General features: G+C 60.2%; 14 protein-coding genes. 8 read left to right on the top strand and 6 right to left on the bottom strand.

Annotated features, from left to right (window positions below):
- The first annotated feature begins 41 nt into the window (after positions 1 to 41).
- From MF6394_RS23570 to MF6394_RS23555, 4 genes are all read left to right on the top strand, one after another.
- Entirely contained in the window at positions 42 to 764 is a 723-nt protein-coding gene (locus MF6394_RS23570; RefSeq protein WP_047711878.1) for a substrate-binding periplasmic protein, read from the top strand.
- 217 nt (positions 765 to 981) lie between these two features.
- Positions 982 to 1,599, top strand: coding sequence for a GTP cyclohydrolase II (gene ribA / locus MF6394_RS23565; RefSeq protein ID WP_003194569.1), 618 nt, complete (start codon positions 982 to 984; stop codon positions 1,597 to 1,599).
- Complete coding sequence (locus MF6394_RS23560; protein WP_044269046.1) at positions 1,596 to 2,015, top strand: hypothetical protein; 420 nt, start codon at positions 1,596 to 1,598, stop codon at positions 2,013 to 2,015. The genes ribA and MF6394_RS23560 overlap by 4 nt, the downstream gene beginning before the upstream one ends.
- A complete protein-coding gene (locus tag MF6394_RS23555; RefSeq protein ID WP_047711877.1) occupies positions 2,012 to 2,797 on the top strand; it encodes a cobalamin-binding protein in 786 nt (261 codons plus the stop codon). The genes MF6394_RS23560 and MF6394_RS23555 overlap by 4 nt, the downstream gene beginning before the upstream one ends.
- 90 nt (positions 2,798 to 2,887) lie before the next feature.
- Here the strand turns inward: MF6394_RS23555 and MF6394_RS23550 are convergent, their stop codons facing one another.
- From MF6394_RS23550 to MF6394_RS23525, 6 genes are all read right to left on the bottom strand, one after another.
- Positions 2,888 to 4,762 carry a TonB-dependent receptor domain-containing protein gene (locus tag MF6394_RS23550; RefSeq protein ID WP_078467690.1) on the bottom strand — a complete coding sequence of 625 codons (1,875 nt, stop codon included), beginning with the start codon at positions 4,760 to 4,762 and terminating at the stop codon, positions 2,888 to 2,890.
- A 137-nt stretch (positions 4,763 to 4,899) separates the two neighbouring features.
- On the bottom strand, positions 4,900 to 6,798 hold the full coding sequence (gene dxs / locus MF6394_RS23545; protein WP_003194559.1) for a 1-deoxy-D-xylulose-5-phosphate synthase: 1,899 nt from the start codon (positions 6,796 to 6,798) through the stop codon (positions 4,900 to 4,902).
- Between the two features lie 110 nt (positions 6,799 to 6,908).
- Positions 6,909 to 7,796, bottom strand: coding sequence for a (2E,6E)-farnesyl diphosphate synthase (gene ispA, locus MF6394_RS23540; protein WP_057711947.1), 888 nt, complete (start codon positions 7,794 to 7,796; stop codon positions 6,909 to 6,911).
- Positions 7,793 to 8,035, bottom strand: coding sequence for an exodeoxyribonuclease VII small subunit (locus tag MF6394_RS23535; protein WP_003194556.1), 243 nt, complete (start codon positions 8,033 to 8,035; stop codon positions 7,793 to 7,795). The genes ispA and MF6394_RS23535 overlap by 4 nt, the downstream gene beginning before the upstream one ends.
- Before the next feature lie 156 nt (positions 8,036 to 8,191).
- Positions 8,192 to 8,569, bottom strand: a complete 378-nt coding sequence (locus MF6394_RS23530) for a MerR family transcriptional regulator (protein ID WP_078467689.1) — start codon at positions 8,567 to 8,569, stop codon at positions 8,192 to 8,194.
- Positions 8,508 to 9,152: an NAD(P)H-dependent oxidoreductase gene (locus MF6394_RS23525; RefSeq protein ID WP_078467688.1), complete on the bottom strand. Its 645-nt coding sequence runs from the start codon at positions 9,150 to 9,152 to the stop codon at positions 8,508 to 8,510. The genes MF6394_RS23530 and MF6394_RS23525 overlap by 62 nt, the downstream gene beginning before the upstream one ends.
- A gap of 172 nt (positions 9,153 to 9,324) precedes the next feature.
- Here MF6394_RS23525 and MF6394_RS23520 point away from each other — a divergent pair, with 172 nt between their 5' ends.
- From MF6394_RS23520 to MF6394_RS23505, 4 genes are all read left to right on the top strand, one after another.
- Entirely contained in the window at positions 9,325 to 10,356 is a 1,032-nt protein-coding gene (locus MF6394_RS23520) for a PDDEXK nuclease domain-containing protein (protein WP_078467687.1), read from the top strand.
- A gap of 228 nt (positions 10,357 to 10,584) precedes the next feature.
- Positions 10,585 to 11,166: a YjfI family protein gene (locus tag MF6394_RS23515; RefSeq protein ID WP_032895109.1), complete on the top strand. Its 582-nt coding sequence runs from the start codon at positions 10,585 to 10,587 to the stop codon at positions 11,164 to 11,166.
- A gap of 17 nt (positions 11,167 to 11,183) precedes the next feature.
- Positions 11,184 to 11,882 carry a PspA/IM30 family protein gene (locus tag MF6394_RS23510; protein ID WP_047711872.1) on the top strand — a complete coding sequence of 233 codons (699 nt, stop codon included), beginning with the start codon at positions 11,184 to 11,186 and terminating at the stop codon, positions 11,880 to 11,882.
- Between the two features lie 184 nt (positions 11,883 to 12,066).
- Positions 12,067 to 12,627 carry a rhomboid family intramembrane serine protease gene (locus MF6394_RS23505; protein ID WP_044269027.1) on the top strand — a complete coding sequence of 187 codons (561 nt, stop codon included), beginning with the start codon at positions 12,067 to 12,069 and terminating at the stop codon, positions 12,625 to 12,627.
- Positions 12,628 to 12,640 lie beyond the last annotated feature (13 nt).

Genomic DNA, 12,640 nt, shown 5'->3' with positions numbered 1-12,640 from the left:
GCTACCCTTTAGACGATTATCCCGAGTAAGAGGCCGTGACCATGGCTGCATGCCGCTGGCTGCTGATCGTGCTGTGTACCTTCGCTTCCCTGGCCCAGGCGAGCACTCCCGTGCCCGGCAAAATCGTGCTGGCCAGTGAGGAATGGAACGACTACACCAACAAAGATGGCAGCGGCCTGGCCTGGGACGTGTTGCGCCAAGTCTTTGAACCGGCTGGCATCACCGTGCACACCCGCAGCGTGCCCTACACCCGCTCGATTGGCCTGGCCCAGCGTGGTGAAGTGGATGGGTGTGTCGGCACCTATCGCGAGGAGGCCAGTGGTGTGCTGTACCCGCGCTGGAACTTCGACGCCGATCACGTCTACGCCCTCGGGCTGGCCACTGCACCCACGCCGACCCTGGCGACCCTAGGCGAGTACCGCCTGGCCTGGGTGCGTGGCTATAAATACGAGGGTTACCTGCCCAATGTGCAGCGCTTCAACCAGATCGAGCGACGCAGCGGCATTCTGCCGATGCTGCAACACGGCCGCGCCGATTTTTATATCGATGCCCTTACCGAAGCCAAATACGTGCTCAGCCAGGCGCAAGACCCGGCGCTATTCAAACTCACCCATATCGCTGAACTACCGCTCTACGTAGCCTTCGCCGACACCGAGCGCGGCAGGGCATTGATGGCCGTGTATGACCAGCGCTTGGCCAGCCTGGTCAAGACCGGAGAGCTGAAAGCGATTTTCGACCGCTGGAAACAACCCTACCCCCTGTAGGAGCGAGCTTGCTCGCGAAAAACTCATAAACGCCGCGCTCACCCAGGATACCGCGTCATCGTTGACCACTTTCGCGAGCAAGCTCGCGCCTACATAGAATCAATCCAAAGGCCAATCGAACCTATTGATCTTTATCAGCGATAATTCAGCTTAAGCGTCTGTAGGAACGTGCTGTTACAATGCCCGCCTCTGTGAAATCTGAAATCAGGAGCACACGGTGCCCGTCGTTTTCGTCGCCGCTTCCAAGCTGCCTACCCCTTTTGCCACGTTCACCATGAACGGCTTTCTTGAAGAGGCCACCGGGCGCGAGCACGTTGTGCTCAGCCTCGGTGACATCACCGATGGTGAGCCGGTGCTGGGGCGTGTGCATTCCGAGTGCCTGACCGGCGATGCGCTGTTCAGCCAGCGCTGTGACTGCGGCTCGCAACTGGAGGCCGCACTGCAGGCCATCGCCCGTGAAGGCCGTGGCGTGTTGCTGTACTTGCGTCAGGAAGGCCGCGGCATTGGCCTGTTGAACAAGATCCGCGCCTACGAACTGCAAGACGGCGGCGCCGATACCGTGGAGGCCAACGAGCGTCTGGGCTTTGCTGCCGACCAGCGCGACTACGCCATCTGCCTGCCGATGCTCGAGCACCTGGGGGTCAAATCCCTGCGCCTGATGACCAACAACCCCCGCAAGGTCAAAGCCTTGACCGAGATGGGCATCACCGTGGCCGAGCGCGTGCCGCTGCACACCGGGCACAACCCGCACAACAAACTCTACCTGGCCACCAAAGCCAGCAAGCTCGACCACATGATGGGCAACGAGCACCAGGGCGAGGTCGACCGCGCGTGACCCGTGGCCAGGTGAAACGGCGACTGTCCTTCAATTGGTGGCAGTACCTGGCCCTGGCATTGCTGCCTTTGTTTGTGATCAACCTGCTGTTTGGTCGTGCTGAATCCTTGTTGCCCGTCTTGGCCATGCCGTTTTTCATCGCCGGCGTGGCCTCGATGTTTCTCAGCCTGCGTTATTTTCATGCTTATAAACACGCACTGATCGCCACCTCCAAAGCCCTTGATACTGCTGAAGAGCCCGCAGCCTGGATCACCCTGGCGGCGCGACGGCGCACGGCCTTGCTGGTGGCCGCGCTGCCTGCCTGGATCGGTGCGCTGGCGGTATTCGTCGGTCTGGAGGCGGTGCCGCTGTTTCTGTTGGCGTTGTCGACGCTGGTGCTGTTCTACCTCTATCGCATACCGCGTCAGTTGGGATGAAGCGCTACTGGCTGGCGCTGCTGCTGGTATTCAGTGCCCAGGGCTGGGCGGTCGAGCGAGTTGTCAGCCTGGCGCCGTCACTGTCTGAAATCGTGCTTGAACTGGGCGCCGACGACTTGCTGGTTGGCGTACTTGATGGTGGTGAGCGCCCGGTGGCGTTGGCGAAGGTGCCCTCGGTCGGGCATTACGGCCAGTTGGACATGGAGCGCCTGCTCAGCCTCAAACCCGACCTGATCCTGCTGTGGCCTGGCAGTGTTGGCCCGGCCCAGCGCGAGCAGCTCCAGCGGTTGAATATCCCGGTGTACGTCGCCGAACCCCACAGCCTTGAACAACTGACCACTCAGGTGCAAGCCATTGCCGAGCAATTGGGCCGCGCTGAGGCAGGGCGAGAGCGTGCTGCACAATTGCGCCAGCGCTTGGCCGAATTACGCCAGCGCTACCAACGGGCTGAGCCGCTGCGGGTGTTCTACCAAGTGTGGAACCAGCCGCTGTACACCGTGGGCGGTGGGCAGATCATCAGCGATGCCCTCAGTGTGTGCGGGGCGCGCAATGTGTTTGATGACCTGAAGTTGCCGGCGCCGCAGGTGAATATCGAGTCGGTGCTGGCGCGTGATCCGGAGGTGATCCTGGTGGGGGATCAGGCTCAGAAGGACGCTTGGAAGGCATGGCCAATGATGGCTGCTCGGGTACGGTTAGTGCCGGACAAGGGCCTGGAGCGGCCGAGTGGGCAGATGTTGGAGGCGGTGGGGCGGTTGTGTCAGGTTTTATCACCTAACCTGTGAAACCGCTATCGCAGGCAAGCCAGCTCCCACAGGGGAATGCATTTCAATTGTGGGAGCTGGCTTGCCTGCGATGACATCGGTGCAGGCCCCTCAGAACTCAGGTGTCCATGTCAGCCCAACCATCCACACCCGACCTTCTTCACGATAATTCTGAGCCTCGCCGAGGTAGCTGTATTTCGCCCGTGCATAAGCCTTGTCCAGCACGTTATCCACCTTCAGCGACAACGACACCTCCCGGTTCAACGCCCAACTACTGCGCAGCCCCAACAAGGCATAACCGCCCAGACGGTTGCGGTTGGCTTCATCGTCGTAGCTGCTGCTGATCGCCTGCCAACTCGCGCCGAGACCGAGCTGATCAAATTGTCGGTCCAGATCCAGGTTCACCGTGCGCCGTGCGCGACGTGCCAGGGTGTGGCCGCTGTCACGGTCACGCGGGTCGATAAGCGACAGGCCCAGGTTGCCCTGCCAGCCAAACAGTTCCTGCTTGAGCGCCGCTTCAAAGCCGTTGATCCGCGCCGCCGCCACGTTTTGCGGCTTGCCAGCGTCAAGGATGATCGCGTCGCTCAGATCAGTGCGATACAGCGAGGCTTCCAGGCGTGCGCTGTCGGTCAGTTGGCTGCGCCATTGTAGTTCGTAGCTCTTTGAGGTCTCAGGCTGCAGATTGGGGTTGCTGTACTGCGTGTCGGGGTAATAGAGGTCATTGAAGGTCGGCGCGCGGAAGCCTTCGCTGTAGCTCAGGAGCAGGTCATTGTCAGGGTTGACCGGCACGGTCAGGGTGCCGCTCCAACTGTTTTGGCCGCCGAACTGCTGGTTCTGGTCGCGGCGCAGGCCCAGCTCGGTGGAAAACCACTGGCTCTTGAAACGGTGCTGCACAAAGGCCGCCCGGTTCCAGCGGCTGTTCTCGGTAAAGGTGGTGGAACCGTGGAAACGGTCTTCGTACCAATCGCCGCCGACGATCAGGCTGTTTTGCTCATCCAGGGTCAGGTCGTTCTGCCAATTGACCGAGTCGCGGTAGGTGTTGAATGCACTGTAATCATCGCTGAGGGTATCGCGCTTGGTGTCGCGGTTTTCACTGTGGCCCAGCTCCAGGCGCGACTGCCAGCTGTCATTGAGCTTGGCATCGACATAGCCGCTGGCGCTGCTCACGGTGTAGTCGGTGTAGGGTTTCTGGCCGAGGCTCTGCCCGGTGGCACCGTCGTAGCGGCCATAACTGTTGTCATACTCCGACTTGCCACGGTTATCCAACAGGTTGAAGCCCGCCTCCAGCTCATCGCTGAACGAATGGCTGAGGTTCAGGCTGATCGACTGATTGCGGTAGGCATCATGGTCGCCATCACTGGGAAACGACGCGTGGCTCGCGTTGATACCGGCAGTTTCATCCAGGCTCGCGCCCAGGTTGAAACGCGTGTGTTCATCGCCGCCCGACAGGCCCAGGCTGCGCTCCCAGGTCTGGTTGCTGCCAAACCCCAGTTTCAAGCGCGGCTGCAAGCCTTGCTCGGCATTGCGCCGGGTGAACACCTGAATCACCCCACCAATCGCATCGCTGCCGTAAATCACCGAACGCGAACCGCGCAGCACTTCCACCCGTTCAATCTGATCGACGTTGAGGTATTGCAAGCCGCTGTCGCCGGAGGTGGTGTTGGCGATGCGTTGGCCGTCCACCAGCACCAGGCTCTGCGCCGACTTGGTGCCACGAATAAAAATCCCCGGCAAACTGCCACGCCCACCGGTTGGCGCAACTTGCACGCCCGGCACGCGGCTGAGCAGGTCGGTGACGCTGGTGGGTTGCAGGCGGTCGATGTCGGCGCGGGTGAAGACGGTGTTGGCGGCGCTGCTGTCGTTACGCGCCTGGACTTGGCGGTTGGCGCTGATAACCACGTCGGAGAGCTTCAGGGCCTGGTCGCGGGTGTCGGCGAGTAGGTCGGCGCAGGGGAGCAGTAGCAGGGCAAGGCACAGGCGTTTCATGGGCTGTCCATAGCATTCGAATGTCATGCAAAACCACGGTAAGAGCTGGCTTGCCTGCGATAGCGGTGTATCTGACACATTGTTAGCGAATGTGCCGCCGTCATCGCAGGCAAGCCAGCTCCCACAGTTTGGGCTGATTACAGATTTAGTAGCGCCAAACGCTCGCGGACAGACGCCTCGATACCCGCCTCATCCAGCCCGCACTCAGCCAGCATCTGCGCCGGCTTGGCGTGTTCGACGTACACATCCGGCAAGCCCAGATGCAGCACCGACTTGAGGATATTCTCCCGCGCCAGGAACTCGCTGACCGCCGCACCGGCGCCGCCCATGATGGCGTTTTCTTCGACGGTCACCAGCAGCTCATGGCCAGCGGCGATCTCGCGTACCAACGCTTCATCCAGTGGCTTGACGAACCGCATGTCGACCACGGTGGCGTCGATCTTCTCGGCGACTTTCAAGGCTTCGGCCAGTTGCACGCCAAACACCAGGAACGCAGTTTTGCTGCCTTGGCGACGCACAATGCCTTTACCGATTTCAATCGGCTCCAGGTCTTTTTCGATCACGGCGTTGGGGCCAGTGCCGCGCGGGTACCGCACAGCGGCCGGGCCGTTGTACAGGTGGCCGGTGCTGAGCATCTTGCGCAGTTCGTTCTCGTCGCTCGGCGTCATTACCAGCATGCCGGGGATGCAACGCAGGTACGACAGGTCGAAGCTGCCCGCGTGTGTCGGGCCGTCTTCGCCCACCAGGCCGGCACGGTCGATGGCGAACAGCACGTCGAGGTTCTGTACCGCTACATCGTGAACCAGCTGGTCATAACCGCGTTGCAGGAAGGTGGAGTAGATCGCCACCACCGGCTTGGCGCCTTCGCAGGCCATGCCGGCCGCGAAGGTCACGGCGTGTTGCTCGGCAATCGCCACATCGAAGTAACGCAGCGGGAAACGCTCGCTGAACGCCACCAGGTCGGAGCCTTCCTTCATCGCCGGGGTCACACCCACCAGGCGCGGGTCGGCGGCGGCCATGTCGCACAGCCATTCGCCAAACACCCCGGAATACTTCGGCCCGCTGGCCTTTTTCGGCGCGGCGGCGGGGGCATCGAGGGGTTCGAGTTTGGTGATCGCGTGGTAACCAATCGGGTCGACTTCCGCCGGAGCGAAACCTTTGCCTTTCTTGGTGACGATATGCAGGAACTGCGGGCCCTTGAGGTCGCGCATGTTGCGCAACGTGGCGATCAGGGTGGGCAGGTCGTGGCCGTCGATAGGGCCGATGTAGTTCCAGCCCAGCTCTTCGAACAGCGTGCCGGGGACCAGCATGCCCTTGGCATATTCTTCGGTGCGACGCGCGATTTCCCACGCGCCAGGCAGACGCGACAGCACTTTCTTGCTGCCTTCGCGCATGCTGGCATAGGTGCGGCTGGAGAGGATCTTCGCCAGGTAATTGGACAGGCCACCCACGTTGCGCGAAATCGACATGTCGTTGTCGTTGAGGATCACCAACATGTTGGCGTCCACTTCCGGCGCATGGTTCAGCGCTTCGAAGGCCATGCCGGCAGTCAGCGCGCCATCACCAATCACCGCAATCGCCTTGCGCTCACTGCCTTGCAGGCGGGCGGCAATCGCCATGCCCAGCGCTGCGCTGATGGAGGTGCTGGAGTGGCCGACGCCAAAGGTGTCGTACTCGCTCTCGGCACGGCGCGGGAAGGCGGCCAGGCCGTCCTTCTGGCGCAGGCTGGCCATGCGCTCGCGACGGCCGGTGAGGATTTTATGCGGATACGCCTGGTGGCCCACGTCCCACACCAGCCGGTCGTCCGGGGTGTCGAACACGTAATGCAAGGCGATGGTCAGCTCGATCACGCCCAGCCCGGCGCCAAAATGCCCACCGGTCTGGCCGACCGTGTAGAGCAATTCCAGGCGCAGCTCATCGGCCAGGGTTTCCAGCTCGGCTTCACCCAGTCGACGCAGGCCGTCCGGCGTGGCAGCACGGTCGAGCAGGGGCGTGGACGGGCGTTTGCGGGGAATCTCTTGAAACGTCGTGGGCATCAGGCGAATCGTTATAGGTATAGAAGAGGCGGCAGTTTACCTCAAGCCGTGCAAACTGCCCACGCAGAGCGCCGAACTTGGCCGATATGCGGCGCAAATGGCCGCGGCTGTCAGTGGCGACGTTCGACGATATACCGCGCCAGGTCACGCAGTGGCTCGGCCGCCGCGTCGAAAGGTCGCAGGGCGTCCAGGGCCTGGTCGCGCAGCTCGATGGCATACGCCTTTGCGGCTTGCAGCCCGAGCAACGCAGGATAAGTCGGCTTGTCCCGTGCGATATCGGCGCCTTGGCGTTTACCGAGGGTGGCGGTGTCACTTTCCACGTCGAGAATATCGTCCTGCACCTGGAAGGCCAGGCCGATCGCGCGGGAATAGGTGTGCAGGGCCGCCAAGTGCTCGGCGTCGGCGCGGCCACTGGCCAAGGCGCCTAGATGCACGGCCGCTTCAATCAGCGCTCCGGTTTTGTGGCGGTGCATGTGCTCGAGGGCTTTTTGATCCAGCTTGAGGCTGACCGAGCCCATGTCGATGGCTTGCCCGCCAACCATGCCCGCCGGGCCTGCGGCGTGGGCCAAGGCGGTGACCATGCGCAGGCGGATCTCGGCGTTGACGCTGCTCAAGCGCGGGTCCAGCAATGCGCTGAACGCCAGGCTCTGCAAGCCGTCACCGGCCAGGATCGCATAGGCTTCATCAAAGGCTTTGTGGGTCGTGGGCTGGCCGCGACGCAAATCGTCGTCGTCCATTGCCGGTAAGTCGTCATGCACCAGGGAATAGGCGTGGATCAGCTCCACCGCGCAGGCGGCACCATTGGCTTCTTCGGCAGGCGCGCCCAGGGCTTCACACGCCGCATAGGCCAGCAACGGCCGCACACGCTTGCCACCATTCATGACGCTGTAGCGCATGGCTTCATAGAGGCGAGTCATTTCCGGGCTTGGCGCAACAAACAAGGGCTCCAGCGCCGCATTCACCCGGGCTTGGCTACTGGCCTGATACGCGCTGATCATTCCGGCTGTTCCGCATCGAAAGGTTCTTCGGCCAACTCGCCGTCACGCTCGAGCAACACCTGGACCTTCTGCTCTGCCTGCGCCAGCGCGCTCTGACAGTCGCGGGTCAGGCCGATGCCTTGCTCAAACGCCGTCAACGAGTCTTCCAGCGACAACTCGCCGTTCTCCAGACGCTCGACCAAAGCTTGCAGGTCGGCGAGGGATTGTTCGAAATCGAGTGCAACTTTTTTGCGGGCCATGGCGGCAATTCCGGTAGACGGTAAACCGGCGCGACACTAGCAGACATGGGGGATTGGGGCAAATGAGTGGCGCACACACGGGGATGTGAGCCGATTGATGGGTTTATTCGGCTCACCCAATGAGCCGATTAGCGACCTTATTCGGCTCACCGAGTCTCAGCTTGCTTTCATGGCGACCGAGCACTCCCCCTGCGCCGCTTTCAATTGGGCCTCGAAGGCCAACAAACCCCGATGCATATTCTGCAATGCCACAATTTGCATGGCTAACGCTTGCTTCTTATTGGCGATGGCTTGATCAGCCTTGTCCCAAGGAAGCGCATTACCCTCGTACCCCAGCAAAATCTCCTGCAACTCCTTGAGCTTGAACCCCAGCTGTTGCGCGCACTTTATAAACATCAGCCGCTCGACACTCTGCTCGGTATAAACGCGATAACCGCCCTGACGCGCAGGCGCTGGCATCAGCCCGATCGCCTCATAGTGACGAATTGCCTTGATGGTCGTGCCGGACAACTGCGCGGCTTTGCCGATGTACATGAAAACTCCCTTTTTCAAATAGTGCGCCGGTCTGTTTCAGCCACTTGGCCCGCTGCGTCAGCGTAGAGCCCAGCACCGGCCCCAACAGCAGCGTCTTGCTCGTCGTGATGCCACAAAGCGTCAGCGTGGTACGACGCATCTGGTGGATGGCCGGCATGCGATAAACCCAGCGGTAATACCACGGCGGCGTGTCGAGGGTCACTAACAAGTGCGCGGTTCGGCCCTTTAACAGCTTGTCTGGGAATGCCTTGCCTGCGCGATATTTGAAGGCAAAGCCGGGGAGGAAAACGCGGTCGATAAAGCCCTTCATCAGAGCCGGGACCCCGCCCCACCAAACAGGGAAAACCCACGCCAGGTGCTCGGCCCAAAGGATGTCGGCTTGGGCGTTGAGCAAGTCGGGTTCCAGCGCTTGAACCTGGGTGTAAGCATGATGAAGGATCGGGTCGAAGCTGAGATCACCCAGGCGCAGGACGCGGACTTCGTGGCCGGCCGTTTTAGCGGCGTGGATATAAGTGTGCGCGAGAGCGGAACAAAAACTATCGGCGGACGGGTGGCCGAGAATGACCAGGATGCGCTGACTCATGGTGATAGGTCCTGAAAAGGGCATTCAGGCTAGGGGTTGCCGTATAGGGGAGAGTCAAGGGCCAGCAGGACCTTTCTGTGAGGTGCGCAGGACCCTTCCTGAAGTGCTCATGAACGCTTGTGACAGTAGTGTGGGCTGGCTAGCCTGCCGAAAACACCAGAGTAAAAAAGGCATGAGCGAAACTTCTATCGGGTTGATCGCGCCTCCTGAGGGCTACGGCGATTGGCTGACAGACCTCAAGGGCCGTATCCATCAGGCGCAACAGCGTGCGTCAATTGCCGTTAATCGTGAGCTGGTGCTGCTCTACTGGCAGATCGGGCACGATATTTTGATGCGTCAGCACGCTCAAGGTTGGGGTAGCAAAGTGATCGACCGCCTTGCGCAAGATCTGCGGGCGGCCTTTCCTGACATCAAGGGCTTTTCGCCGCGCAATTTGAAGTACATGCGTGCTTTTGCTGAGGCCTGGCCGGATTCGGAATTTGTGCAACAGGCTGCTGCACAATTGCCTTGGGGCCACAACGTGGTGCTGCTCGATAAGCTTCCCGGCCCCGAAACTCGTCGTTGGTACATCATTCAGGCCGTTAAACATAACTGGTCGCGCAACACACTGGTGATGCACATTGAAAACCGCCTGCTGGAGCGCATTGGCAAGGCCGTCAGCAACTTCGAAAGCCATCTGCCCAAAGCGCAATCCGACCTGGCGTGCGAATCCCTCAAAGACCCGTACCGCTTTGATTTCCTCAGCCTGGGGCTGAATGCGCAAGAGCGCGAGATCGAAAAAGCCCTGATCAAGCACGTCACTGACTTCTTGTTGGAGTTGGGCGCAGGTTTTGCCTTCGTTGGCCGGCAAGTGCTGCTGAATGTAGGTGGCGATGAGTTCTTCATCGACCTGTTGTTCTATCACCTCAAGCTACGTTGCTATGTGGTGATAGAACTCAAGGCGGGCAAATTCAAACCCGAGCACCTGGGCAAACTGAGCTTCTATCTCGCGGCGGTGGATGCCGAGATAAAGCACCCACAGGATGGCCCGACTATCGGCCTCTTGTTGTGCAAGGGTAAAAATGAAGTGGTGGCTGAATATGCACTGCGCGATAACAACCGACCTATTGGTGTGGCGCAATATCAACTGATGGAGTCTTTGCCAGCCGAACTGCAATCGAGCTTGCCTAGCATCGAGCAAATCGAGCGAGAGTTGGCGGGGTAGGCTGGCCCTTTTCGGTGGCTGAAAAATGTAAGGAAAAATCTCACGCGTGAGCTATTGAGTCCCTTGCCGATTGCCTGTAGATTTTCTCACGCGTGAGTTTTTCACAGCGAGGTCATTACCATGAACAGCAGCTCTCCATCGAGCCCATCAGCAGGGCCCGATACCGATTCAGCAAGCCTCAAGGGAGAGCGCTTGAAGCCGTCCGCAAAAAAGCCGTCGAGCTTTTACATGAAGCAGATGCGCGCGGGGCTGGCGGCGGCCGGTTATGTGAAACACGAGACTTGGGTGCTTCCCGAAAACCGAAGCCTGCTCAAGCAAATGGAGAAACAGCTACGCCAACCGATCCTGGCTGGCTCATTCATGTCGGAGAATTTCATGAGCGCAGGTACCAACTGGAATATCGATCGCCTCTTCAGTGCTCTTCAGGCCCTGGATGATGTGACGTCCAATGACATTACGCTTTCTCTCGTCCAAGGCTCCGAGTCCAGCATCAAGCTGGAGATGAACGACTTTGGTGGCTTGCCGATTTATATCGCGGTGGTGGGCGAGCAAATCATCGTGGATACCGTCCTGGTCGACGCTGAGTCCATCAACGACGTGCCGGCCTTCAACGACGCGGTGCTGCGCAGCCGGGAGATGTTCCCGTTGTCGTCCATCGGCATCGAGTCCATGCCGAACGGGCAGGTGGTTTACAACATGTTCGGTGCGCTCAGCTCCGACTCCAGCCTGACCAACATCGTGACCGAGGTGAAAACCCTGGTTGATAACGTGCAGCGCGCCAGCGAAGCCTTCGAACGTTTCTTCATTTAATTATTCGGGAAAATCCAATGACTCAGTCCATCTGGAGCAAATTGTTCACCGCGTTGCGTGGCGGTGCCAGCGAAGTCGGCGAATCGATCGTCGACCAACAGGCCCTGCGCATCCTTGACCAGGAAATTCGCGATGCCGACAGCGCCTTGGCCAGCGCCAAGCGTGAATTGGTAAGCATCATGGCCAAGCACAAACTGGCGGCTGATCGCGTTGGCGAGTACGACGCCAAGATCAAAGACCTGGAATCCAAGGCGATGGCCGCTATCCAGGCCAACCGTGAAGACCTCGCCCTGGAAGTGGCCGAAGCCATTTCGACCCTGACCAACGAGCGGGACGTGGAGCAAAAGCAGACCACCGAGTTCGGTGGGTACGCTGAAAGCATGCGCAAAGACATCACCAAAGCCGAGAGCCGCATCAAAAGCCTGCGCCAGCAAGTGGACATGGCCAAGGCTCGCGACAGCGTGCAAAAGGCCCAGGTCAGTGCCTCCATTGCCAGCGGCGGTGCTAACGGCAAGCTGGAAACCGCGGTCGGTACGCTCAACCGCTTGCAGGCCAAGCAGCAGCAACGTGCCGCTGAGCTGCAAGCCCAGGATGAGCTGGCTGATGCGTCAACGGGCACGGACCTGGAGCGCAAACTGCGCGATGCCGGCATCACGCCGAACGAAGGCAGCGCCAATGCGATTCTGGAGCGTCTGAAGCAAAAGTCGGCTGAGTAATAAAGGCAAGTCCAAGCAGCGCAGACCAAAGTGGGGCTTGCTCGCGAAAGCGGTGGGGCAGTCACTGTCAATGTTGACTGAGCTGGCGCCTTCGCGAGCAAGTCGAATCGTCGCACCGCCGCTCCCACAAGGGGCGGTGTTTCACTGAGCGGCATTGGGCACTTCTTTTCATGTTGAGGTCAGGATGAACGCCTTGAACGGTTTCAAGACAATCGCAGGCCTGGCCCTCTTCATGGTCGCGCTGCAACTGCTCAATGTGGCGACCGGTTACAGCCTCATGGCGTTCGGGCTGATCCCGAGAACGGTGCAGGGCCTGTTCGGTATCCTCACTTCACCGTTTTTGCATGCCTCCTTCGCCCACCTGAGCGCCAACCTGATTGCTTTTTTGGTCTTGGGCTCTTTGGTCATGATCGAAGGGGTCAGCCGGTTCATTGCCGTCAGTGCCATCGTCATTCTGCTGGGCGGCTTGTTGGTCTGGCTGTTTGGTTTTTCAGGCGTACACGTCGGCGCCAGCGGTTGGGTGTTCGGGCTATGGGCCTACCTGCTCTCTCGCGCCTGGTTCCACAGAAGCTGGGGCAATCTGCTAACAGCCGCTGTCGTCGCTTTGCTATATGGCGGCCTGATCGTGGGCTTCCTCCCCCGGCAGGGCATTTCCTTCGAAGGGCATCTGTTTGGCGCGCTCGCTGGATTTATTGCAGCCAAGGTACTTCTATCCAGGCCGCGCAGCGGGTTTAATGCCGGGTGAACGCACTTGAGCA

It is taken from the genome of Pseudomonas sp. MF6394 (assembly GCF_002018845.1).
Taxonomy (GTDB): Bacteria; Pseudomonadota; Gammaproteobacteria; order Pseudomonadales; family Pseudomonadaceae; genus Aquipseudomonas; species Aquipseudomonas lactis.
The sequence above is the reverse complement of the archived record's forward strand: the minus strand, read 5'-3'. Positions and strand labels throughout refer to the sequence as shown.